Origin of the sequence: Paenibacillus sambharensis (genome assembly GCF_003233845.1) — a bacterium.
Classification (GTDB): domain Bacteria; phylum Bacillota; class Bacilli; order Paenibacillales; family Paenibacillaceae; genus Paenibacillus_I; species Paenibacillus_I sambharensis.
In genome coordinates this window covers 159858-180494 of record NZ_QKRB01000053.1, presented here as the reverse complement: position 1 = coordinate 180494, position 20637 = coordinate 159858, and the positions used below count along the sequence as shown (strand labels likewise).

Sequence of the window (20637 nt, the reverse complement as noted above, 5' to 3'; positions counted from 1 at the left end):
AGTAAAGTGACAAGGAGGTAGGTGCAGTGGGTACGCTAAGTACAGAAGATTTACAGTCCATCCGCAATATTTATTGCGTGGGACGGAACTATGCGCAGCATGCGAAGGAGCTTGGCAATGAGGTTCCGGCTGAACCGATCGTTTTCCTGAAGCCGACGCATGCGGCTGTGCCGCTTGACGGCGGTGCGGTTCAAGTGGAAGGCAAGCGGGGTGCGGTGCATTATGAAGTGGAGCTGGTGCTGCGGATCGGCAGACGGTATGAGCCTGGCGTGGAGCCGGATGCCATCATAGACGGCCTGGGATTGGGGCTGGATCTAACGCTGCGCGATGAGCAAAGCACAGCCAAATCGGCCGGCCTGCCATGGCTGAGTGCCAAAGGCTTTCCCTCTTCCGCTCTGCTGACAGGCTGGCAGGAATACCCGGGCAAGCAGGCACTGTACAACCGCGAGTTCTCGCTGAAGCGCAACGGTCAGGAGGTTCAGCGCGGTTCTGCATCCGAGATGCTCTTCCACACGAGTGAGCTGATCCGGTATATCGGCCAGCGCTTCGGCCTGGATGCAGGCGATATTATTTTCACAGGAACGCCTGCTGGAGTAGGTGCATTAGAGGACGGCGACCTGCTGGAATGCTTCCTGGCGGAAAAGCTGCTGGGCAGCTGCCGAATCGCACTTCAGAAATAGGATCCAAGTTGAATACGCTGGTGATAAATGGCTAAGGCCGTGAAGCTCCGAGGGGCTGCGCGGCCTTTTCTCATGGGGAAATTGAACACCGAAAACTCCTCCTGTATACCCCGAAATTTAGCCGGAATTGATCTAATTATCTGATTATAACTTTTGCTTATGGCTGAGAAAATTCTGACTGTGTTTAAAGCCCATATAAATCAACAATTTTTCCGTCCTAACTTGGTTAACGATTTATAAGTTTTGGTTATTTAACATAGTCAGCAGGGCATGTAAACCGACGAATCGGTCACGATATGGCCCTTATCGGGAGCAATAAGCAGAACCAACCGGATAATGTCCCCTCATCCCAAGTGAGCCACGATAAGCCCTGTATATGGTAGCTGACTGGAAATGACCCCTATGGAAAACCGTGTTAACATAATAAGCGTCGGAAAGAACGATAACGTAGAAAGGTTGTGGGAGTCACGTGAGAAAGGGAATGTTGTATGCAGTGCTCGCCGCCATCATGCTCGTTACAGGCTGCGGGTCTAGCGGTACGAACAATGGCGGCAGCAATAATGCCAATGTACCGGCAGCAGGAGAAGTGTCTGACAATGCAGGTGCAGCAGGGGGAACGCTCGGCGAAGCGATCGAGCAGGGGTACATAACGATTGGGTTTGCTAATGAGAAGCCATATGCATATAAAGAAGCAGATGGAACGTTGACAGGTGAGGCTGTTGAGATCGCTAAGACAATCCTAGAGCGTCTCGGTGTGCCTGAGGTGCGGGGTGAACTGACTGAATTCGGCGCCTTGATCGGGGGGCTGCAGGCCGGACGGTTTGATATGATTACAGCCGGCATGTTCATCAATAAGGACCGGTGCCCGGCAGTGGCATTTGCTAATCCGGAGTACAGCATCGGTGAGGCGATTGCGGTTAAGAAAGGCAACCCGCTGGACATCAAGAGCTATGAGGATATTAAGGAAAAAGGCGCGAAAGTAGCAGTTATGTCGGGTGCGGTCGAGATTGGCTATCTGGACAAAACCGGTGTGCCAAGTGACCAGATCGTCATCGTACCGGATCAGGATGCGGCGGTAAATGCACTGCAAACCGGCCGTGCGGATGTCATGGCTATGACGGGTCCGGCCCTTCAATCCCGCTTGGATGCAGCTAACGATGATAACTTGGAGCGGGTAGCTGATTTTACCCAGCCAGTAATCGACGGTGAAGACGTGCGCGGTTATGGCGCCTCGGCCTTCCGGATCGATGATACCGAATTCCGGGATGCCTTCAATGCGGAGCTTGAGAAGATGAAGGAATCCGGCGAGCTGCTGGAGATTCTGCAGAAATTTGGATTTACCGAAGCTGAGCTGCCAGGGGATGTAACGGCAGAGGAGCTCTGCAGCTAACACGATGATGGATGTACCGTGGAATGACTTTTATCCCCTCCTCTGGGAGGGGCTGAAGGTAACGGTGGAGGTGGCCGTTCTGTCCGCATTGGCGGCCCTGGTCCTCTCCCTGGTAATCGGACTTTGCCGGGTTTCAAAATTCAAAACTGTGAGGATTATTTCACAGATTTGCACGGAAGTGTTTCGGGGATTGCCGCTGCTTGTACTGCTGTTCTGGGTGTACTTCGCACTGCCTTTCCTCGGCGTTGAGTTTGACAAGGTAACATCAGCAGTGGTTGCCATCGGGCTAAACTATGGGGCCTTCGGCTCGGAGATTGTCCGTAGTGCTATCCTCGCTGTGCCGAACGGGCAGTCGGAGGCGGCCCGGGCGCTTAACTTCAGCCCGCTGCAGCGGATGATCTACATTATTCTGCCACAGGCGGCGCTGCGAATGCTGCCGCCGTTCGGCAACCTGATGATTGAGCTGATCAAGGGCACATCCTTGATTTACTTCATCACCTTGTCCGACTTGACCTACCAGGCGCTGATCCTGCGTAATAACTTCCTCAGCATGACGCCTTATATTTTCTTGCTGCTGCTCTTGATCTATTTTGTGCTCTCGTCTTTCGTATCGGTCACCGTCAGACTGCTTGAGCGGAAGCTTGCGGCGGGGAGGTTGTAACCGATGTGGAATTGGGAGTATGCATGGAGCATTTTACCAGATCTAATTGCGGCGCTTAAGACGACATTCTGGGCAACATTCGGCGGATTCATATTCGCAGCAATCGGCGGTCTTATCCTGGCGATGCTGGGCAGGTCCCCGATCTGGATTGTCCGGGCCGTTAACCGGCTCATCATTGAGTTCATCCGGAATACACCGCTGCTCGTACAGCTGTTCTTCCTGTACTTTTACATTTTGCCCACGATGTTCCCGACTGCACCGACTGCACTGGTGAGCGGGATCATTGGACTCGGTATTCATTACAGCACGTACATGTCGGAGGTGTATCGCTCGGGGATTGATGCGGTCCCGAAGGGACAGTGGGAAGCGGCCAAGGCGCTTAACTTCTCCAGGACCAAGACCTGGTCAACGATTATTCTGCCGCAGGCGCTGCCGCCGACACTGCCGGTTATGGGGAATTATCTGATCGTTATCTTCAAGGAGACGCCGCTTCTGTCGGCCATCACACTTGTTGAAGTGCTGACAACAGCGAAGAATGCAATTTCAATCTCCTACCGTCCTTTCGAAGCCTATACACTGGTTGGCGTTCTGTTCCTGATCATCAGCTATGTGTTCTCGGTGCTTGTCCGAATGATGGAGATCCGCTTGAACAGGGAACAGAGTGCTTCATCCGGAACGGATTCCTCATCGAAGCCGCAATCCGGAGGCAAGGGTAGATTAGACAAGGAGGTGAAGCAGCAAGCATGAATGCAACTGAATTGGAGAAAGCGGCCGGGCAGGAAGCTCCAGCCCGGACCCGCAAGAGGCAAGCAGACACGGGGGTTCAGCCGATCGTTCGCTATGAGCATGTCAGCAAATCATTCGGCGACCTGGAGGTACTGCATGATATTAATCTGGACATCGCTCCTGGTGAGAAGGTGGCGATGATCGGTCCGAGCGGTTCCGGGAAAACAACGCTGGGCCGCATGCTCATGACGCTGGAAGAACCGTCCGGAGGTATGATCACAGTTGACGGCGAGCCGCTCTGGCACATGAAGTCCAAGGGAAGGCTTGTGAAGGCGAATGAAGCGCATTTACACCGCATGCGGGGCAATATCGGCATGGTGTTTCAGCACTTCAACCTGTTTCCGCACATGAGCGTGCTGCGCAACGTTACCATTGGCCCGCGTAAAGTGCTGGGCATATCCGCAGAAGAAGCGCATGAACGCGCGGTAACAATGCTGGGGAAGGTCGGGCTTGGCGACAAGCTGGATGTTTATCCATCGATGCTGTCGGGGGGACAGAAGCAGCGTGTGGCAATTGCCCGGGCGCTAGTGATGAATCCGAAGATCATGGTATTCGATGAGGTGACATCCGCACTCGACCCCGAGCTGGTCGGCGAGGTGCTTGAAGTCATCAAGGAGATTGCTCGTGAAGGCGAAATGGCGATGATGCTGATCACACACGAAATGGACTTTGCCCGTGATGTAGCTGATCGTGTGATATTCGGTGCGGAAGGCCATATCGTGGAACAGGGGCCGCCGGAGCAGATTTTCGAAAATCCGCAGAGCGAACGGCTGCAGTCCTTTCTAAGCCGGTTCCGGCTATCATAAAAAATTGAACATTCCATCACCAAAGGAACAAACATAAGGGCTGCATCATGAGGAGGTGACGTATGGAATTGAATAAAGCGAAGGATAACGTCAAAATCAGACGCTCCACGAAGAAGGACGGAGCCGCTGTCTATCAGTTAATCAAACGCGCAGGGACGCTCGATCTCAACTCGGCTTACTGTTACCTGCTGCTGTGCGACATGTTCAAGGATACCTGTGCTGTAGCGGAGGCGGACAACAGGCTGCTCGGGTTCGTATCGGCATTTCGCCGGCCGGATCAGCCGAACACCTTGTTCGTATGGCAGATCGCTGTTGATCCGGAAACCCGGGGACTTGGGCTCGGCAAGCGTCTGTTGAAGGAAGTAACAGCGCGCGGCGGTGAAGAGATCCGCTATGTGGAAGCGACAGTAAGCCCGTCTAATCAGGCTTCGAACCGTCTGTTCCGCACCTTCGCGGATGCGATGGGAACGAAGCTGGACGTAGCGGCTGACGGCTACCCGTCCACATTATTTCCACCAGGAATGACACATGAGGATGAACCGCTGCTGCGGGTAGGTCCTTTTCGATATAAAGGCAAGCAAGAGCATGCAGGAACAACTGGTCAGACCAAGGAAACCAAACCACTCAAGGAGGGATTCGGTGAACAACGTACAGGGAATGAAAAACGCAGACAAACCGTCCATGCAGGTATTTGAGCAATTGGAATCTGAGGTGCGCAGCTACTGCAGAAGCTTCACGACCGTCTTCTCAAAGGCGACAGGAGCGAAGATGTGGGATGCGAACAGCAATGAATATATCGACTTCTTCGCAGGGGCAGGCTCGCTGAACTACGGCCACAATAACCCGGCAATCCGCCGCAAAATCGTGGACTACATGCTGGAAGACGGCATTACGCACAGTCTGGATATGGCTACCAAGGCCAAGGAATCATTCCTTACCACATTCGACGAAACCATTCTTGAACCTAGGAACCTGACCTATAAAGTCATGTTCCCGGGACCAACGGGAACGAACTCAGTGGAAAGTGCCTTGAAGATTGCGCGCAAGGTGACTGGGCGCAACACGGTTATCAGCTTTACGAATGCATTCCACGGGATGACGCTTGGCTCACTGGCTGCTACAGGCAACGGTTATAAGCGCGCCGGTGCCGGTGTTGCACTTGGCGGAACAGCCTTCATGCCGTATGACGGTTATTTCGGTGACAATGTGAACACGGTGGAATATCTGGCCAAGATGCTTGAGGACCCGGGCAGCGGCGTTGAAACGCCGGCGGCGGTTATTCTGGAAACCGTTCAGGGCGAAGGCGGTCTGAATGTAGCATCCCGCCAGTGGCTTCAGGATATCGAGAAGCTCTGCCGCAAGCATGACATTCTTCTGATCGTTGACGATGTTCAGATGGGCTGCGGACGTACGGGTACGTTCTTCAGCTTCGAGGAAGCGGGCATCAAGCCGGACATCGTGTGCTTGTCCAAGTCGATTGGCGGCTACGGTCTGCCTCTGGCGCTGACGCTCATTTCTCCGAAGTATGATATCTGGAAGCCGGGCGAGCATAACGGAACCTTCCGCGGCAACAACCTTGGTTTTGTGGCAGCGGAAGCTGCACTGGCTTACTGGAAGGATGACAGCTTTACCCGAGACATCAAGGGGAAGGCAGACGCAATCCGCAGCACCCTGAACAGACTGATCGAGAAGATGCCAGAGGGCTCTGTGAAGCACAAGGGCAAGGGCATGATTCAGGGTCTGTCGTTCACCGAGCCGGAGATGGCCTCGAAGCTTTGCGGGCTGGCTTTTGAACGGGGTCTGATCATGGAAACCTCCGGTCCGTTCGATGAAGTGGCGAAGCTGATGCCGCCTCTGACCATTGAGCCGGCTGTCCTGGAAGCGGGTCTGAAGATCCTCGAAGGCTGTGTAGATAAGCTCGCAGCCAAGGAAGAATTGGTTGGCGCCGGCCAGGCTTAACATGAATCGGATATAGTGCCGCGCGGCGCGGCATGATTATATATGAGAAGGAGCGTAATCGCAAATGATCGTCAAACATTTGGAAGACGTGCTTGGCACTAAGCATGACGTAGACACAGAGACATGGAATTCGAGAAGGCTTCTGCTGAAGAAGGATGGCATGGGCTTCTCGATGCATGACACGCTGATTAAGGCCGGGACGGAGACGCAGATCTGGTATAAGAACCATCTGGAAGCCGTCTACTGCATCGAAGGCGAAGGCGAGATCGAGCCTGAGGGGGATCGGATTTATCCGATCCGCCCAGGTACGCTCTACGCGCTTAACGGCAACGAGAAGCATCTGCTTCGCGCCAAGAGCACGATGCGCATGATCTGTGTCTTCAACCCGCCGGTAACAGGCGAGGAAGTGCATGATGCAGACGGCGTATACCCGCTGCCTGAAGAGGATAAAGCCGAAGCGCCATCCGCCTGACGGCAATGCTTCCGCCAGCAGCAAATCAATGTGTTTCATGCATGCTTATCATCCAAACTAATCCATGAATAGGGAGCTGATCGTATGACTATGGAAGTAGGTAACCACTCTACAATCGCGGACAAATATCCTTCCCGCGTATCAGACACGCCGGAGATTACAGATCGTAAGGACCCGGTCGTCTACTCCTCCTGGACAGAGGACAGCCCGCTGACGAAGGAGCAGTCGGATTTCTTCGAACAGAACGGTTATCTGTTCCTGGAAGATTTCCTGCCTGCCCGTGAAGTGGAGGCACTGCGTGCTGAGCTTCGCAAGATGCTGGAAGAGTATCGCGAGAAGGATGCCGATGGCGTTATCCGTGAGCCGGGAGGCAGAGAAGTACGCTCGGTCTTTGAGGTGCACAAGAACAATATGCTGTTCAAAGCACTTTCGAAGGATCCGCGTCTGACAGGGATCGTGAGCTACCTGCTTGGCGGCGATGTTTACATCCATCAGTCCAGAATCAATTTCAAGCCTGGCTTCAAGGGCAAGGAGTTCTACTGGCACTCCGACTTTGAGACCTGGCATGTAGAGGATGGCATGCCTTCCATGCGTGCGCTCAGCTGCTCGGTTGCACTGGAAGATAACTATGCAAACAACGGACCGCTGATGGTTGTACCTGGATCACATAAGAAGTTCGTATCCTGTGTCGGCAAGACGCCGGAAAACCACTTCAAGGATTCGCTGCGCAAGCAGGAATACGGTGTGCCGGACAACGACAGTCTGACGAAGCTTGTGAAGGAGCATGGCATTGACACGCCAGTAGGCAAAGCAGGTTCTATCCTGCTGTTCGACTGCAACATCATGCATGGCTCCAACAGCAATATTACGCCATATCCGCGCAGCAACGTGTTTATGGTGTACAACAGCACGGAGAACAGATTGACGGAGCCATTCTCCGGTCAAGCTCCGCGGCCTGCCTATATTGCTGAACGCGGCAACGGCTAATGCTGATCGACTGGCAGACGGTCGTTACGATCATCGCCATTAATGTTGTATATGTTTCACTCTTTACGCTGCGCCTCATTCTGGTCATTAAAGGCCGGACGGGCGCAGCCTCTTTTCTGGCGATGATCGAAGTGTTCGTATATCTGGTCGGTCTTAATCTTGTGCTGCAAAATGTCACGAACCCGGCCAATATGATTGCGTATTGTCTCGGCTTTGGGATAGGGGTGTACCTCGGAAGCAAAATCGAGGAGTTCCTGGCACTTGGTTACCTGGTCGTACAGGTGATCGTGGATTCCCTGGCCGTTGATCTGCCTGGCAAGCTTCGGCAGCTTGGCTACGGAGTAACCTCCTGGCCGGCTGATGGGCGGGACGGCCAGCGTCTGGTTATGCAGGTGCTGGTCAAACGCAGCAACGAGCGCAGGCTGATGAAGGCGCTGGCGGAAATTGCCCCAAAAGCGTTCGTCATCTCGCATGAGCCGAAGTTCTTCAAAGGGGGCTTCTGGACCAAGATGACGCGCTAGCAGACAAGCTGCATTAACAGCTTGGAGCATGTCTCAAGAACGGTCTGGGCCGGTCTGCCTATGCAGGCCGGCTATCTGTCTAAATTGGGAATTGACCGTCGGGCTTTTTCCATATATCATTGATAATGATTCTCAGTTAAGTTATTAGTGGAAATGGGGTGCTCGAACCAGATGTTCTCGCATGGGGCCAAGCGTTCATGGGAAGAGATTCAATATCCGCTTTCCTCGGTAAAGGTCGTCGGGGAAGATGCTATATATGCCGCTACATTGGGAAAGGGCGTATACCGGAGAAAGGCTGGCCTGGACTGGAACCAGCTCAACGACGGACTGCCTGATGCCACTTCAGTCAACCGGCTGATTCTTCAGCAGGACGTTCTGCATGCCTGCACGGACCAAGGATTGTTTTACTTGACGGGGGACAGCTGGCATTCGTCGGATATCGCAATCCCTTGTTTTCAGTACAGACGGCAGGGCGGCTGTAATCTGGCTGCAACCCAGTATGGTATCTGGGAAAATTCGGGGGCAGGCTGGGACAGGCTGGCCATGCCCAATTCGGTCGTTTATGATATTCTGATGCTTCCCCACTATATCATAGCGGGTTATGATCAAGGGATTGCGCTCTATGACCGTTACACAGACGCCTGGGCGGAATTTCCGCTTGACGGGGCAGTCACCGGTCTGACCGTATACGGAAGCAGGGTGCTGGGTGTTACCGAGCAGGGAGAACTGGCAGTTGGGAATATGCGCGGCGGCTTTGAGAAATACCGGTTCGGCAGCCTGTTTATGTTCGCCGTTCGGACAGTTGGCCATGACAGCTTTGTGTGTACGGATCGCGGCGTATATCGGATTTGCGGTTTTCAGGGGACGATTAGGCTGCAGTCGGTACAGCTTGGCATGCCTGTGACTGATGTGGATTTCAGCGGTGACCGGATTCATATGGCAACCCTGTTCCAGGGAGTTCAGACGGTGGCAAACCCGGTTTGTTAACACACATAGCGAATGGAAAGGCCTGACTGGTTCAGCTGTACACAAGCTGCCGTCGGGCCTTTTTTTGCCATATTACATCAATTAGTAAATTCTCATATTCGCTTCGTACTGCGGGTTTGGGTCCAATTGGTCGGTTTTTCCTCTACTTTCGCCCAAAAGCCTGTGGTATCCTCGGTTGGAGCCTAAGCGGGAACGGTACTCCTAACCGTTTCCATCCGACTATGTAATCTAAAGGCTGCCAAATGAGGGAGGAACACATGACCGGAACTCGTCAACTACACAACCAAACACATAACGATATTATTAATTCTTCTACAAGGAGCGGCTCTGCCAGGAAGCACGGATTGTTCCGGAGAGTATGCGTAACAGCAGCCTTGCTCACGGCAATCACAGCTGGCCAGCTGGCATCCTCAGCCGCAGCAGCTGCGACTTATACCACCGAGCCAGGAGACAGCTTCTGGAAGCTGTCGCAGCGCTTTGGCGTAAAGCTTGAGCAGATGCTCGAGAGCAATCCGGAGATAGATCCACACAATCTGCCTGCGGGCATTGATATCCATATACCCGATGCCGGTCCGGCACCGCTCGTTATGTCAGCTTCTCCCAAGATGCCAACGATGATGAGTGCCGTGACTTACCAGGCAGCTGCGGCTGCTTCCAGTCAGCAGAAGGCGGGAGCGGCAGGCATGAAGCCGGCCAGCTACAAGAAGGTCATTCAGGCTAAGGCCAGTGTCTACACGGCGTCAGCTGCTGAGAACGGAAAGTGGGGAGCAGTTGATTATTTCGGCAAGCCGCTGGCAATTGGTACCGTTGCAGTAGACCCGAAGCTGATACCACTTGGAAGCAAGCTGTATATCACCGGCTATTCCTACAGCGGGCTGCCTGCGGGCGGCATGTATGCCATAGCTTCCGATATCGGAGGCGCAATTAAAGGCAGCAGGATTGATATCTTCGTGGCGGACAGCAGGCCCAAAGCATTAACGTTTGGCATTCAAGGCGTCACGTTATATGTATTATAGCCAGGAGCCTTAACCTCGCAGCCCCCGCTGTCCCAGCAGCTCATCAACCGTAACGGCCTGGTAGCCTTTGGCCTTAAGATAACGAATCAGCTTGGGCACCGCATTAACGGTTCCGCTCAAGTCCTGGCTGTCACCGCCGCCTGCATGCTGAAGAATGATAGATCCAGGCTGCAGCGTTTTCCGGATATTCGCCATGATCTTATCACTGCCGATGCTTGTCCAATCCACGGAATCGACATCCCAGTTCACAACAATATAGCCGTGCTCCCTTGACCATTCGACCTGACGGGGGAGAATCTCGCCGTACGGAGGGCGGATAAATCGGGGACGGTAACCTGTTAGCCTGGCGAGCAGCTGGTCAGTCCGCTCAATCTGCTTGCGGTAGCTGGCCAGTGACGATTTGGCAAACAGGGCATGGGAGTAGGAATGGTTGCCCACCAGATGGCCTTCCCGGACCATTCGCTTCACGAGCTCCGGGTACTTCGCCGCCCGGCTGCCAAGCACGAAGAATGTTGCCCGGGTGTGATGCTTGGCCAAGATGTCCAGCACCTTAGGGGTGTACCGGGGATCAGGGACATCGTCGAAGGTCAGGGCCACCAGCTTGCGCCCGCCGTTCCCCCGCGTGACAAAGCTTCCGGGATACCGTCTCTGCAGTACGGACCAGGGGACATGGCGGACACTTGACCTGCGGTAGCGCTTCCTGCGCGGGACAGCTGCGCTCTTGCTGCTCTGATCCGAAGAGGCTGCCTTGACTGTATCCACTTTCCCGGTTATTAACCGGACTTTATACATAGAAGATGTATGACTAGCTGATGCAGAGAGCTGAAGGAGCAGGGGGAGTATCACCACAGTCCACAATATCCGCCGCATGCTCCAGCCCTCCCTTAATTCTGCTTGTTAGTTTGAATCGGAATAAACGGACGAGAATTCGTTCGTACCTAGTTTTACCGAATGCCGGGTTATCATGCAGCGGAAAGCAGGTATGCCACGGGTTCATCATATTTCATTATTTTGTAAGCGCTATTTTGTAGGTTGTATTAGATAAAACCAGATGTTCACACAATGTATAATACTTTAGACCTAATAAAATCTATGTAAAGTATTGTCGAATGGTCGATTGTGACTATATAATAGGTCCTGTAAGCAGATGGAAAGATCATGCAAAATAGGGTGGAGGAGACTAATGATGAGAGCAGTAGAAGAAATGCCATTAGCAAGGCAGGTGGATTATGTATTTCGGCAGCTGGAAAATGAACTGACCAATGCGGTGGGCGGGACAGTATCGATTCAGATCCGGAATAATGCAGTGGGCAAATATGGGGTTAAGCATCATCCGATTGATACACGTGACGGAGTGGTAAATACCTGCTCCGGTACAGGGTTGTCGGCTGAGCAGGTGGCGGCGTTCCGCAAGATGGCGGTGGAGGTGCTGCAGATGAAGCGCAATTGGACGCATGGTGAAATCCAGTATGATTTTTCGGTTAGGGAAAGCAGCAGGAATTGGTCAGCCAGTGTGATGTACGAGTCCAATTATAACGCAGTCAACTGGATGAGCAGATATCAGCCGCAGCATAAGACTTCATTCATGGAATTCAATTAGTAATGCTGTTCTGACAAAAAATCAAGCCCGCAGCCGGAAGCAGCTGCGGGCTTACTTGTGATACAGTTTAACGATTGAAGCGGCCGGCCAGCTGCTCCTCAGCAATTTGAACCAAGCGGCGTGTTATGTAGCCCCCGATTGCGCCGGTGTCGCGGGTTGCCATATAACCGTAATAGCCGTCCTGTGGAATCTGGATACCGAGCTCTTGCGCAACTTCATATTTGAGTTGATCGAGAGCTGCGCTGGCTTGAGGAATGACGAGCGTGTTGCTGTTGCGGTTATTAGATGCCATCCTGCTCACCTCCTTTGCTGCCCTTAGTATGGTTGTACAGGATAAAAATATACATCCATAAACATTCAGGAAGCGGAGGGAAGCTTGTTAGAAGCCAAAGTCGAAATCCGGATAGACGTAAGGCGACTCGGGAGCCGGGATTTTCTCGATTTTGTTCGCTTTAAGGTAAATGATTTCATTATCCTTATACGTCGTGAGGTCCATCTTTCCGGTTACCTGAATCCATTCGTCATCCGCATACCGGGATGCCCCGGGATAATCAATCATCAAGCCATACGGCATGGCATCAGCTGAACAGCAGTTCATGGCAAAGCGGCTGACCACGAAGCGCTCCTTGCCCATCTCTTCTTCACGGTAGACGAAGCCGCTGAGGACCACTGTCTTGCCGGTCAGATTGACACGATACAGATCCAGGGTAGTGAGGTTCTCGATGAACGACTTCTCGGGGATCTCGATCCGCTCGGAGAAGTACAGCTTCTTCGCATGCTCGGCATAGGTTTCCGTATAGGTGTCCGCCGGGAACATGGCATTCAGCTGCTCCCCGGTGGGCACAGCTCCGGGTTCGAGCTCGATGCGGACAGGTGAAGCTGTCTCAGGCTGGCGGCTTGCGCTTGAGGCGTCAGACCCTTCATTCATAGGAGCGGCTTCCGCCTTTGCTTCTGCATTTGGTACACCGCCCGCGTTTACCGGTGTATTGAACTGCTGGGAGGAGCTTAATGTAATCCCCTTCTTCGAAGCCAGCGCACTGCCCATTGTGGTGTCAGGGAGCAGAAAGCCAAGCGCGAGCGGGAACAGGAAGAGGCTATAGATAAGCGTATTCTTGGCAGCGGAAGGCGACGGATCATGGCTGCAGTCGCACTGCATCTCTCTTTTGCGCCCTATCCACGTCTGAATGGCTTCATAGAACTGGTATACCGCAGCCGCATACAGGCCGATTGCGGAGAGCTTGACGTAGAGCTCCATCCTGGGAGCAATATAGTAGCCGATATTGTCGGTTTTGACCAGGTAGACAATCAGCATGGCGAAGCCGGTCAGGATTAGGCCCCGCATCAGCTGATGCAGCATGCGGCTGCGTGAGTCATTTTCCATGGATGAGACTCCTTTCAGGGGCTGCCGGTTACGAGAAGAACAGCCTTTCCGTTAAGATTGATCCGATTAGAACCAGCGTGCCTGTAATGAAGATGAGTGCCAGCACGATCTTGGTCCTGAAGGTGGACAACAGCATAAGCGTGTTCTTGATATCAATCATTGGTCCGAACACAAGGAAAGCGAGCAGCGATCCAGCGCTGAACGTTCCGGTGAAGGAAGCGGCAATGAAGGCATCAGAGGTCGAACAGATCGACAGCACGAAGGCAAAGGCCATCATGAACAGGTTGGATAGAACCGGCTGCTCACCGACGCCTGCCAGCGTATCACGGCTGAGCCCAGTCTGAATCAGGGCAGTAAGCAGAGCGCCGAATATCAGATACTTGCCCATCTCAAAAAATTCATCCGAGGCATGGGATAGAGTGGAAGCGAAGCGGTTCTTCACGCTTGCTGTTCCCGCATGGCCGTGGTCATGACTATGGTGATGCCCGTGATGATGGTCATGACTGTGGATGACTCCAGTAGCAGGACTTGCCTGCTTCAGCGGATTGCTTCTAATAACCTTATACAGGATCAGGCCGGTGATTACGGAGACGCCGAAGGCTAGGCCCATCCGGGAATAGGCAATCTCAGGCCGCGTCCGGAATGCCGTCCAGGTCGCTGTATAGACGACCGGGTTCAGGATCGGGCCGGCTATAATATAGACAATGCCGATATATGCTGGCATGCCTTTGCGGATCAGCCGCCTAACGACGGGTACCATGCCGCATTCACACAGCGGAAACAGCAGCCCTAGCAGACTGCCGAACAGCACACCTGCAACGGGGTTCTTGGGTGTAAACCGCTGAATAACGCTGTCGGAGACGAATACCTGCAGCAGTGCTGAGAACAGGACGCCGAGCAGGATAAATGGAAATGCCTCCAGAATGATGCTGATAAACATCGTCTTGAAGCTTGGAATGAAGGCGGGATCAAGTGAAAAATCGAGCAGTTCCGATAGGCTGGTGCCAGTCAGAATAAGTCCGATTATTCCGAGACAGCAGATCATCAGCAGCGGAGGCGCAAAGCGTAATAGGATACTGGCCAAGCTTCTTACCCCATTTCTGTAAGGATTACGGTTACTAATTATAGACTATGCCCGTACGGGCGTCCATAGGACAACTAATATAGGAAGCCATAAACAAAAACTGCCTTCAGCAGCGTGGATACACGTCTGCCGAAGACAGTTGTTAAGGTGTCTTTACTAGGATGAATTCAATGGGTCAGCGCCGGATCTGGAAGCTTGATACTTCCCTTGTTCTCTGCCGTAAAGCCTGCTCCTGCTCCAGCATGGAGTAAATTTCCGCGGTTAACCGCCTCGAGCAGCTTGTGCAGAGCTTCGCTTCGCGCACGGGGCTGCTGCAGCTCTCACAGGCAGTTGTCAGATTGGGATAATTCTGAATACACAATTTGCGGCTGCGGATAAAGGAGTGAATGGTTTTCACGGGAACCCCTGTGCACTTGGATAGGCTCGCTGTGTCGGCAAAACGGTTGCCCGCCAGATAGCGGTCAATGGCCGATAACTGGTTGTCTAGACGTGAGGAGCATTCACTGCACAGATTGCGGAGATTCTTCTGGTACACATTACCGCAGGACGGGCAGTGTGCAACTTGCAATTCCTTCAGCATCATCGACTCACCTCAATATGTAGTTCTATTGACCCAATTGTATCATAGGACTTGGGTTGGTGCATTAAGATTTTGACTGGACAGACCCGGGACAAATCTTATCGCTAGTCAAAGCTAAGCTGAACCGCATAGGACTTGATATACAGGGCATAGGCGGCTTGACTTTTCGGAACTGCGGCGTATAATCGGGTTAAATGGCAATGATGGGAAGTAGTAGGCGCGCAGCTGTGATTGCAGAGAGCCGGTGGGTGGTGTGAACCGGTGTCAAGCTCTTGCTGAATGGATCCCGGAGCCGAGACCGGAAGGCAGACGCTGCCAGGTGGTTCTCCGCAGGTTCCGCGTTATGGAACAGAAGGCTGTCATCGGCGCTTTTACTTGCGCTCATGCCAGCGAATAAGGGTGGCACCACGGTCCCTCGTCCCTTGCGGCGGGGGCTTTTTTGCGTTCCCGCATCCTGGTATTAATACCCAGTGAGGGGGATGGCTAAACATCAGGGGACAGACAGGTAAGGTTAGTAAACCAGTTAGCGGAAGGAGCTGTTGTTGATGCAGCGCGTATTATCGGGCATTCAGCCCAGTGGACAGTTGACTCTTGGTAACTACATCGGAGCTATGCAAAATTTCGTCCGGCTACAGGACACCTACCAATGCTTCTTCATGATCGTCGATCTGCATGCGATTACCGTACCTCAGGAGCCGGAAGCGCTTCGGGAGCAGACAGAAGCAGTAGCTTCTCTGTTCATTGCCGCGGGGATTGATCCTGCTAAGGCAGCTGTTTTTGTTCAGTCGCATGTACGCTCGCATGTCGAGCTCAGCTGGCTGATGACGACAATGACTTATATGGGCGAGCTGGAGCGGATGACCCAGTTTAAGGATAAGTCAGCGGGCAAGGATTCGATCGGCGCAGGTCTGTTTGCGTATCCGGCTCTTATGGCCGCGGACATCCTGATCTATAACGCTGACCTTGTGCCGGTGGGGGATGACCAGAAGCAGCATCTCGAGCTGACCCGTGATCTGGCAGGGCGGTTTAACAGCCGGTTTGGCGATTATTTCACTACGCCTGAGCCATATATCCCGAAGGTAGGCGCACGGATTATGTCGCTCGACGACGCTTCGAAGAAGATGAGCAAGAGCAACCCGAATCCGGGCAGCTACATTGCCCTGCTTGACCCGCCGGATGTCATCCGGAAGAAGCTCAGCCGGGCGGTAACCGACTCTGGCCGTGAAGTGAAGTTCAACCCGGCGGAGAAGCCGGAAATCAGCAATCTGATGAGCATCTATTCGCACTGCTCGGGGCTGTCACTGGAGGAAATTGAAGCCCGCTATGAAGGCCAGGGATACGGCGGGTTTAAGAAGGATCTGGCTGAGCAGGTGGTTTCGGTTCTGGAGCCGCTGCAAGCGCGGTATAATGAGATCAGACAGTCTGGCGAGATCCATCGTATTCTGGCCGATGGAGCGGATCGCGCCTCTGCCATTGCCGACAAGACCGTACGTGACGTAAAGGAAAAGATGGGGTTCCTGCTGCCGAAGGACTGATGCGGGAGAGCAGCCAGGGCTGTGTGACTAACTATTACAAGAAGAAGAAAAGACGGCGATCAGCCGTCTTTTCTTCTTCTCTGGCGGGCTTTGTAGACAAAGCCGTACCCGATGACTCCCATCGTTATCAGGAAGAAGAGCAGGGCCAGCCAGCCGTTATGGCTGATCATGATGGCGGTTACAAACATGAGCAGGACAGAGATGCAGGCAAACAGCAGCGATACTGATTTGGACATTCACATTCTCCTTTACATTTTTTTTGAGACAAGGAAGCATATATTCGCGAATAGGGGCACATAATAAGCTCGCAAGCTTGCAACACACTACAGCTTAGAGGACGAAAGGAGATTACAAACATGGCAGGCCAATCCCGCAGCAGCAACACGTTGGTAGTACCTCAAGCGAGCCAAGCACTGGAACAAATCAAATACGAAGCTGCACAAGAGCTCGGTATCCAAATCCCGCAGGACGGCTATTACGGTAACATGGCAACTCGTGATGCTGGTTCCCTTGGTGGTTACATCACTAAGAAGCTCGTCCAAATCGCTGAACAACAATTGGCGGGCAACCGTTAATTCTACGTATACCTATTGATAAGCGGAAGTCCGGGGCAGCCCGGGCTTCTTTGTGTGTTTGGAAATCGTTCAATTGCAAACGACAGCACCCCCTCCATTGTGGCAGGAAGGGGTGCGGGGGTCAAGGTGCTAATAGCTGTTGAGCCGGAGCCGCTTCTCCAGCCGCTTCTCACTCAACCAGCCAATATAGGAGCCAAGGGTCAGATAGTCCTTATCCATTACAACGACTGCTACGAAGGGATACTGCTTGCGATGCCGAAAGCGAACATCCGACCAGCGCACCTCATAGCCCCAAGCGTAGCTTCGCACTTCCACATAAGTGAAGGTGGTAAAATACAGGAACGCCTTCACATCGGCATGCTGCTTGGAAGCTTCAACGGCCGGATGATGGACAGAGCGGATGTTCTCAATCCACGTCAGTGTTCGTCCCTTCAGATGACCGATGGCAAAGCCGCCGTCATATTGGTGTTTGACTATGTTCCAGTCCTGAATGGTAAGCGTGGGAATGATGGTATAACGGTCACCTTCGGTATAGGAGGTGTCTATTCGAATCACAAGGCGCTCTGCTGCGCTGCGCTGCAGGGTGCGGCCAATGTAGTAGATCACCAGTAAGATATAAAGCCACGGGAACACAACCGAGGGGCTTGCCGTCTCAGATGCCCAGAGCAGGAGGGCTGCCAGATGAGTCAGGAATATAACGGGGTCGAATATATGGATAATGTTCCATCTTACCCACTTGTCGGATACCGGCCAGTAGGCTTGTGTCCCGTATGTATTAAACATATCGGTCAGCACATGCAGGCTGACAGCAAGCAGTACCCACGCGCCCACATGCAGCAGGGGGAGCGATCCCTGGTAGGCTAGCTGGAGAATACCTGTAATGAGGCAGGCCCATATCAGAACCGCGGGGAAGGAATGCGATTTGCCCCGGTGGTTCCGGATATAGGCGGCATTCCCCAGGAATCGCAGCAAACCGTCAAAGTCGGGAGCTTGCGATCCGACGACCGTACCAATCATGACCGCACCGAAAATATCCGGGTCCGCAGCGACTGCGGGGTCTACCGCTGCCAAACCCGCAAGACCGAGACCGATAACCAAATGAGTTCCGGAATCCATGGCATGCTGACCTCCCGTTATGATGATATACTATGTGCATGCTTTAGTATGTTCTTCATATCTGCTGATTATGAGGAGGGGTCAGGATGTATACCTGCTTTGTGGAATATCGGGTTGCTCTGGAATTCAGAGGAGCCTATGTGGAGTGGATGGAGAGGATCAGAGAATCGGACAACAGCTTTATCTTATATGAAGGAACGGATCAGCCAGGGCTGTTCGTCGAGGTATGGCATGCTGACAGTCTGGAGCGGGGAAAAGCCCTGAAGGAAGAGCGCTGCTCGGAGAGCTCTCCCTGGGCTGGTATGTTCAAGTATGTTCAAGGCGGAAAAGATAAGATTCACGCCTGGGTTTTCCGGGCCTGCTAGCGGCCGCTTGTCATCGGTGTCGTGTTGGTCACAACGCCGCCGTTTACTGGATACTCATAGGCAATCTCTTCATCGAAGGTTACATAGTCGAGATTGACCATCAGCAGAAGGTAGCGCATGCCAGTCTCCGGGTTGCTAAGGATGAGATGATCCCGGCCGGCTGCTTCCACGATTCCCTTGAATACCTTGGCATTCCACTGGGAGTTGTTCTCGAAGGTCATATATACGGTAGCCAGCTTGCCGCGGTTCAGGCGCAGAATGTTCTCTACATAGGACTCTTCCATGGCGGGCATCGTAACGATGTTGCCGGCGCCGGGCGTCACCATGCCTCCTAAAGGAACGCTTGGCGGTACGTTTCCCTGCATGCCGGGGGCCATCATTGCGCCTGGTGACTGAGTATATGACATTGGAGCACTGGTGCAGCCGGGATAAGTGTAGGAGCCGGCATAGGGCTGGATTTGCTGGCCGCCAGTTCCATAAGCGGCAGGCTTCATACCATAAGACGGGTTAACATTATACATTTGACTATTCCTCGCTTTCTGTTAAAAAACATTCGGGCAGTTGACAGTCGTCGGGGCAAAGAAACAGTGGCTTTTGTGGCGGCCGGTGTTCGCCTGGTTATACCATTGTCCTGGACAGGATGCGGTCGGACGGAAGAACCAGAGCGCATTGGATGCAGGATGCTGCCGCTCTCCATTGATTACGCGGCGGGCAAGTCTGATTTCCTTCTCCCTCGCAGACTGGTAGAAGTAACCCTTCTGTGTCGCTTCAAACCCGCCGGGCCTCTGGAACGTCATGTCCCGGATGGACCGGAGATTGCGGAAATCTAGGCAGTCGGCCTTAACCCGGTTAACAGCTACGTTGCCGACCATAAGCATGCCTAACTCGCCTTCGCCTTCCGCTTCGGCGCGTATGAGGCGGGCCAGCATTTTGACATCCTCGGAATTGGTTTTAATTCTGGCCATCTGTTCGGGATCCACTCCTTTCGAAGCTGGTATCGTCGCTCGCGCCCATGGGCTCAAGACTATATGACATCTTATTAGCTTGCCGGGCAGATGTTGACACAGTCGGCTTGTAATATTTTTTTTGGGTTTTAAGTGTGTGATAAACAACACATGGCGAAATCATGAACAGCCGGTGAGAACGTTGTCAACCGGCGGTATTTTCGGTATGATTAAGAACGATTCGAGGGCAGAAGGTGTTTGTCAGCCTTTATGCATCATAATTGGAGGCCCGCTGTGCTGAAAGATTTATACCTGTTGACCAAACCGCGGATTATTCGCCTCAATCTGATTGCCGCTTTCGGCGGCTTCTGGGTCGGGTCCAAGTGGGACGTTGATTGGCTCCTGCTTCTCTGGATGCTGGTCGGCTCCGCGCTGACAATGGCGTCTTCCTGTGTCATTAATAACTATTGGGACCGTGAACTGGATCTGAAGATGGCACGAACCCAGGACCGCGCGCTGCCATCCGGCCGCTTGACACCCGCCTTTGTCCTGATATACGGGATTATGCTGGGAATTATAGGGGAAGTTGTTCTATTCGTTCTGGTTAACCCGCTGTGCGGCTGGCTGGGGCTGCTTGGCATGTTTGTATACATTGTAATCTACACAATGTGGCTCAAGCGCTCCTCTACCTGGAGCACCTCGATTGGGGGAATCTCGGGTGCCATGCCGCCGGTAATCGGCTACTGCGCTGCATCCAATACGGTAGACGCTGGTGCCTGGCTGCTGTTTGCCCTGCTCTTCCTATGGCAGCCCGCCCATTTCTGGTCGCTGGCGATCAGAAGGGTGGAGGAATACCGGGCTGCCGGATTCCCGCTGCTTCCGGTGGTGAAGGGCATTCCCAGAACGAAGCTTCAGATGATCCCGTATGTTCTGCTGCTGCTTCCCGCCGGTATTCTAATGCACTATTACGGATATGTCGGGCAGATTTACCTGATCGTCTCTGTGCTGGCCGGCGCCGTCTGGATGTGGCATACGCTGCTGGGGATTACAGCCAAGGATACGGAAAGATGGGCCAAGACGAATTTTCTGATCTCTGTAAACTACCTGATGCTTACCTTTATCATCATGGTTGCAGACACGCCGGGCGCAGCTGTGCTGCAGCCCTGAATCTTATTAGAAGGGAGGAGTCAGC

The 20637-nt window shown here is 53.2% G+C and carries 26 protein-coding genes and 1 other annotated feature; of the genes, 17 read left to right on the top strand and 9 right to left on the bottom strand.

Annotation, left to right across the window (positions count from 1 at the left end):
- Nucleotides 1-26 precede the first annotated feature (26 nt).
- The 12 genes from DNH61_RS18520 to DNH61_RS18465 all read left to right on the top strand — a co-directional run bounded on the left by DNH61_RS18520 (nt 27) and on the right by DNH61_RS18465 (nt 10265).
- On the top strand, nt 27-680 hold the full coding sequence (locus DNH61_RS18520; RefSeq protein WP_111148165.1) for a fumarylacetoacetate hydrolase family protein: 654 nt from the start codon (nt 27-29) through the stop codon (nt 678-680).
- 469 nt (nt 681-1149) lie between these two features.
- Entirely contained in the window at nt 1150-2070 is a 921-nt protein-coding gene (gene ehuB / locus DNH61_RS18515; RefSeq protein ID WP_425452274.1) for an ectoine/hydroxyectoine ABC transporter substrate-binding protein EhuB, read from the top strand.
- A gap of 4 nt (nt 2071-2074) precedes the next feature.
- Entirely contained in the window at nt 2075-2731 is a 657-nt protein-coding gene (ehuC, locus tag DNH61_RS18510) for an ectoine/hydroxyectoine ABC transporter permease subunit EhuC (RefSeq protein WP_342771460.1), read from the top strand.
- A 3-nt stretch (nt 2732-2734) separates the two neighbouring features.
- Nucleotides 2735-3478 (top strand): ectoine/hydroxyectoine ABC transporter permease subunit EhuD, encoded by a 744-nt coding sequence (gene ehuD, locus DNH61_RS18505; protein ID WP_111148163.1) that lies wholly within the window; start codon nt 2735-2737, stop codon nt 3476-3478.
- Nucleotides 3475-4323 carry an ectoine/hydroxyectoine ABC transporter ATP-binding protein EhuA gene (ehuA, locus tag DNH61_RS18500; protein WP_111148162.1) on the top strand — a complete coding sequence of 283 codons (849 nt, stop codon included), beginning with the start codon at nt 3475-3477 and terminating at the stop codon, nt 4321-4323. The genes ehuD and ehuA overlap by 4 nt, the downstream gene beginning before the upstream one ends.
- 62 nt (nt 4324-4385) lie before the next feature.
- Complete coding sequence (ectA, locus tag DNH61_RS18495) at nt 4386-5018, top strand: diaminobutyrate acetyltransferase (protein ID WP_111148161.1); 633 nt, start codon at nt 4386-4388, stop codon at nt 5016-5018.
- A complete protein-coding gene (gene ectB, locus DNH61_RS18490) occupies nt 4981-6282 on the top strand; it encodes a diaminobutyrate--2-oxoglutarate transaminase (protein WP_111148160.1) in 1302 nt (433 codons plus the stop codon). The genes ectA and ectB overlap by 38 nt, the downstream gene beginning before the upstream one ends.
- A gap of 64 nt (nt 6283-6346) precedes the next feature.
- The gene (locus DNH61_RS18485; RefSeq protein WP_111148159.1) at nt 6347-6754 is read left to right on the top strand and encodes an ectoine synthase; all 408 of its coding nucleotides are present in this window, start codon (nt 6347-6349) and stop codon (nt 6752-6754) included.
- A gap of 84 nt (nt 6755-6838) precedes the next feature.
- Complete coding sequence (thpD, locus tag DNH61_RS18480; RefSeq protein WP_111148158.1) at nt 6839-7741, top strand: ectoine hydroxylase; 903 nt, start codon at nt 6839-6841, stop codon at nt 7739-7741.
- Entirely contained in the window at nt 7741-8262 is a 522-nt protein-coding gene (locus DNH61_RS18475; protein WP_111148157.1) for a DUF2179 domain-containing protein, read from the top strand. Before thpD ends, DNH61_RS18475 begins: the two co-directional genes overlap by 1 nt.
- A gap of 171 nt (nt 8263-8433) precedes the next feature.
- Nucleotides 8434-9249 (top strand): hypothetical protein, encoded by an 816-nt coding sequence (locus tag DNH61_RS18470; protein WP_111148156.1) that lies wholly within the window; start codon nt 8434-8436, stop codon nt 9247-9249.
- A 344-nt stretch (nt 9250-9593) separates the two neighbouring features.
- On the top strand, nt 9594-10265 hold the full coding sequence (locus tag DNH61_RS18465) for a 3D domain-containing protein (RefSeq protein WP_245948243.1): 672 nt from the start codon (nt 9594-9596) through the stop codon (nt 10263-10265).
- A gap of 9 nt (nt 10266-10274) precedes the next feature.
- Here DNH61_RS18465 and DNH61_RS18460 read toward each other — a convergent pair whose 3' ends face one another.
- Entirely contained in the window at nt 10275-11135 is an 861-nt protein-coding gene (locus DNH61_RS18460) for a polysaccharide deacetylase family protein (protein WP_111148154.1), read from the bottom strand.
- Between the two features lie 313 nt (nt 11136-11448).
- Between DNH61_RS18460 and DNH61_RS18455 the strand changes: the two genes are divergently transcribed.
- On the top strand, nt 11449-11865 hold the full coding sequence (locus tag DNH61_RS18455) for an O-methyltransferase (RefSeq protein WP_342771459.1): 417 nt from the start codon (nt 11449-11451) through the stop codon (nt 11863-11865).
- Nucleotides 11866-11932: 67 nt separating this feature from the next.
- Here DNH61_RS18455 and DNH61_RS18450 read toward each other — a convergent pair whose 3' ends face one another.
- The 4 genes from DNH61_RS18450 to DNH61_RS18435 all read right to left on the bottom strand — a co-directional run bounded on the left by DNH61_RS18450 (nt 11933) and on the right by DNH61_RS18435 (nt 14910).
- Nucleotides 11933-12157: an alpha/beta-type small acid-soluble spore protein gene (locus DNH61_RS18450; RefSeq protein ID WP_111148152.1), complete on the bottom strand. Its 225-nt coding sequence runs from the start codon at nt 12155-12157 to the stop codon at nt 11933-11935.
- Nucleotides 12158-12244: 87 nt separating this feature from the next.
- Nucleotides 12245-13246, bottom strand: coding sequence for a TIGR03943 family putative permease subunit (locus DNH61_RS18445; protein WP_111148151.1), 1002 nt, complete (start codon nt 13244-13246; stop codon nt 12245-12247).
- A 28-nt stretch (nt 13247-13274) separates the two neighbouring features.
- The gene (locus tag DNH61_RS18440; RefSeq protein ID WP_245948242.1) at nt 13275-14330 is read right to left on the bottom strand and encodes a permease; all 1056 of its coding nucleotides are present in this window, start codon (nt 14328-14330) and stop codon (nt 13275-13277) included.
- Between the two features lie 175 nt (nt 14331-14505).
- Entirely contained in the window at nt 14506-14910 is a 405-nt protein-coding gene (locus DNH61_RS18435; protein WP_111148150.1) for a hypothetical protein, read from the bottom strand.
- 191 nt (nt 14911-15101) lie between these two features.
- Nucleotides 15102-15336 (top strand) — a binding site (T-box leader).
- A gap of 119 nt (nt 15337-15455) precedes the next feature.
- On the opposite strand from DNH61_RS18435, the gene trpS reads away from it, so the two are divergent.
- The gene (gene trpS, locus DNH61_RS18430) at nt 15456-16445 is read left to right on the top strand and encodes a tryptophan--tRNA ligase (RefSeq protein ID WP_111148149.1); all 990 of its coding nucleotides are present in this window, start codon (nt 15456-15458) and stop codon (nt 16443-16445) included.
- Between the two features lie 59 nt (nt 16446-16504).
- On the opposite strand, the gene DNH61_RS26130 is transcribed toward trpS, so the two are convergent.
- Entirely contained in the window at nt 16505-16681 is a 177-nt protein-coding gene (locus tag DNH61_RS26130; protein ID WP_146241080.1) for a DUF5325 family protein, read from the bottom strand.
- A gap of 120 nt (nt 16682-16801) precedes the next feature.
- On the opposite strand from DNH61_RS26130, the gene DNH61_RS18425 reads away from it, so the two are divergent.
- Nucleotides 16802-17020 carry an alpha/beta-type small acid-soluble spore protein gene (locus tag DNH61_RS18425; protein ID WP_111148148.1) on the top strand — a complete coding sequence of 73 codons (219 nt, stop codon included), beginning with the start codon at nt 16802-16804 and terminating at the stop codon, nt 17018-17020.
- 129 nt (nt 17021-17149) lie between these two features.
- On the opposite strand, the gene DNH61_RS18420 is transcribed toward DNH61_RS18425, so the two are convergent.
- A complete protein-coding gene (locus tag DNH61_RS18420; RefSeq protein ID WP_111148147.1) occupies nt 17150-18136 on the bottom strand; it encodes a metal-dependent hydrolase in 987 nt (328 codons plus the stop codon).
- A gap of 86 nt (nt 18137-18222) precedes the next feature.
- Here DNH61_RS18420 and DNH61_RS18415 point away from each other — a divergent pair, with 86 nt between their 5' ends.
- Nucleotides 18223-18501: a hypothetical protein gene (locus tag DNH61_RS18415; RefSeq protein WP_111148146.1), complete on the top strand. Its 279-nt coding sequence runs from the start codon at nt 18223-18225 to the stop codon at nt 18499-18501.
- Here the strand turns inward: DNH61_RS18415 and gerQ are convergent.
- Nucleotides 18498-19022, bottom strand: coding sequence for a spore coat protein GerQ (gene gerQ / locus DNH61_RS18410; protein ID WP_181438774.1), 525 nt, complete (start codon nt 19020-19022; stop codon nt 18498-18500). The two genes, DNH61_RS18415 and gerQ, sit on opposite strands and share 4 nt — an antisense overlap.
- A 21-nt stretch (nt 19023-19043) precedes the next feature.
- On the bottom strand, nt 19044-19466 hold the full coding sequence (locus DNH61_RS18405; protein ID WP_111148145.1) for a cell wall hydrolase: 423 nt from the start codon (nt 19464-19466) through the stop codon (nt 19044-19046).
- A 273-nt stretch (nt 19467-19739) separates the two neighbouring features.
- On the opposite strand from DNH61_RS18405, the gene cyoE reads away from it, so the two are divergent.
- The gene (gene cyoE / locus DNH61_RS18400) at nt 19740-20612 is read left to right on the top strand and encodes a heme o synthase (protein ID WP_181438773.1); all 873 of its coding nucleotides are present in this window, start codon (nt 19740-19742) and stop codon (nt 20610-20612) included.
- Nucleotides 20613-20637 lie beyond the last annotated feature (25 nt).

Excerpts from the sequence above, each read along its gene's own strand:
- DNH61_RS18425 (WP_111148148.1), top strand. The coding sequence starts at position 16,802 with ATGGCAGGCCAATCCCGCAGCAGCAACACGTTGGTAGTACCTCAAGCG.
- ectB (WP_111148160.1), top strand. The coding sequence starts at position 4,981 with ATGAAAAACGCAGACAAACCGTCCATGCAGGTATTTGAGCAATTGGAA.
- DNH61_RS18405 (WP_111148145.1), bottom strand. The coding sequence starts at position 19,466 with ATGGCCAGAATTAAAACCAATTCCGAGGATGTCAAAATGCTGGCCCGC.
- DNH61_RS18475 (WP_111148157.1), top strand. The coding sequence starts at position 7,741 with ATGCTGATCGACTGGCAGACGGTCGTTACGATCATCGCCATTAATGTT.
- thpD (WP_111148158.1), top strand. The coding sequence starts at position 6,839 with ATGACTATGGAAGTAGGTAACCACTCTACAATCGCGGACAAATATCCT.
- DNH61_RS18485 (WP_111148159.1), top strand. The coding sequence starts at position 6,347 with ATGATCGTCAAACATTTGGAAGACGTGCTTGGCACTAAGCATGACGTA.
- ehuD (WP_111148163.1), top strand. The coding sequence starts at position 2,735 with ATGTGGAATTGGGAGTATGCATGGAGCATTTTACCAGATCTAATTGCG.
- DNH61_RS26130 (WP_146241080.1), bottom strand. The coding sequence starts at position 16,681 with ATGTCCAAATCAGTATCGCTGCTGTTTGCCTGCATCTCTGTCCTGCTC.
- DNH61_RS18435 (WP_111148150.1), bottom strand. The coding sequence starts at position 14,910 with ATGCTGAAGGAATTGCAAGTTGCACACTGCCCGTCCTGCGGTAATGTG.
- ehuC (WP_342771460.1), top strand. The coding sequence starts at position 2,075 with ATGATGGATGTACCGTGGAATGACTTTTATCCCCTCCTCTGGGAGGGG.
- DNH61_RS18420 (WP_111148147.1), bottom strand. The coding sequence starts at position 18,136 with ATGGATTCCGGAACTCATTTGGTTATCGGTCTCGGTCTTGCGGGTTTG.
- gerQ (WP_181438774.1), bottom strand. The coding sequence starts at position 19,022 with ATGTATAATGTTAACCCGTCTTATGGTATGAAGCCTGCCGCTTATGGA.
- DNH61_RS18415 (WP_111148146.1), top strand. The coding sequence starts at position 18,223 with ATGTATACCTGCTTTGTGGAATATCGGGTTGCTCTGGAATTCAGAGGA.
- trpS (WP_111148149.1), top strand. The coding sequence starts at position 15,456 with ATGCAGCGCGTATTATCGGGCATTCAGCCCAGTGGACAGTTGACTCTT.
- DNH61_RS18460 (WP_111148154.1), bottom strand. The coding sequence starts at position 11,135 with ATGCGGCGGATATTGTGGACTGTGGTGATACTCCCCCTGCTCCTTCAG.
- DNH61_RS18470 (WP_111148156.1), top strand. The coding sequence starts at position 8,434 with ATGTTCTCGCATGGGGCCAAGCGTTCATGGGAAGAGATTCAATATCCG.
- ectA (WP_111148161.1), top strand. The coding sequence starts at position 4,386 with ATGGAATTGAATAAAGCGAAGGATAACGTCAAAATCAGACGCTCCACG.
- DNH61_RS18445 (WP_111148151.1), bottom strand. The coding sequence starts at position 13,246 with ATGGAAAATGACTCACGCAGCCGCATGCTGCATCAGCTGATGCGGGGC.
- DNH61_RS18450 (WP_111148152.1), bottom strand. The coding sequence starts at position 12,157 with ATGGCATCTAATAACCGCAACAGCAACACGCTCGTCATTCCTCAAGCC.
- DNH61_RS18455 (WP_342771459.1), top strand. The coding sequence starts at position 11,449 with ATGATGAGAGCAGTAGAAGAAATGCCATTAGCAAGGCAGGTGGATTAT.
- ehuA (WP_111148162.1), top strand. The coding sequence starts at position 3,475 with ATGAATGCAACTGAATTGGAGAAAGCGGCCGGGCAGGAAGCTCCAGCC.